The sequence below is a fragment of the Yersinia vastinensis genome (genome assembly GCF_902726565.1).
GTDB lineage: Bacteria > Pseudomonadota > Gammaproteobacteria > Enterobacterales > Enterobacteriaceae > Yersinia > Yersinia vastinensis.
Map to the genome: position 1 here is coordinate 1 of NZ_CACVAF010000043.1, position 313 is coordinate 313.

The following is a 313-nucleotide window of genomic DNA, read 5'->3' on the forward strand; positions in this document are numbered from 1 at the left end:
ATGGTGGGTCGTGCGGGATTCGAACCTGCGACCAATTGATTAAAAGTCAACTGCTCTACCAACTGAGCTAACGACCCGCTGCAATGCGGTACTGCGTAACATAATGGTGGGTCGTGCGGGATTATTCGCCCTACGGACTCACCTTTCAGGCCAACGCTATGCGTTGTTGTCTCACTTCGCTCGACTCGAACCTTTGACGGTTCTCATCCCGCGATTTGATTACCTTACAGTTCTTCATAATGGTGGGTCGTGCGGGATTCGAACCTGCGACCAATTGATTAAAAGTCAACTGCTCTACCAACTGAGCTAACGA

The 313-nt window shown here is 50.2% G+C and carries 1 tRNA gene and 1 other RNA gene; both read right to left on the reverse strand.

What is annotated here, in order from left to right:
* Position 1: 1 nt before the first annotated feature.
* Positions 2-77 (reverse strand) — tRNA-Lys (locus tag HUZ92_RS20755).
* 27 nt (positions 78-104) lie between these two features.
* A non-coding RNA gene (locus HUZ92_RS20760) (RtT sRNA) lies at positions 105-228 on the reverse strand.
* Positions 229-313: the final 85 nt, after the last annotated feature.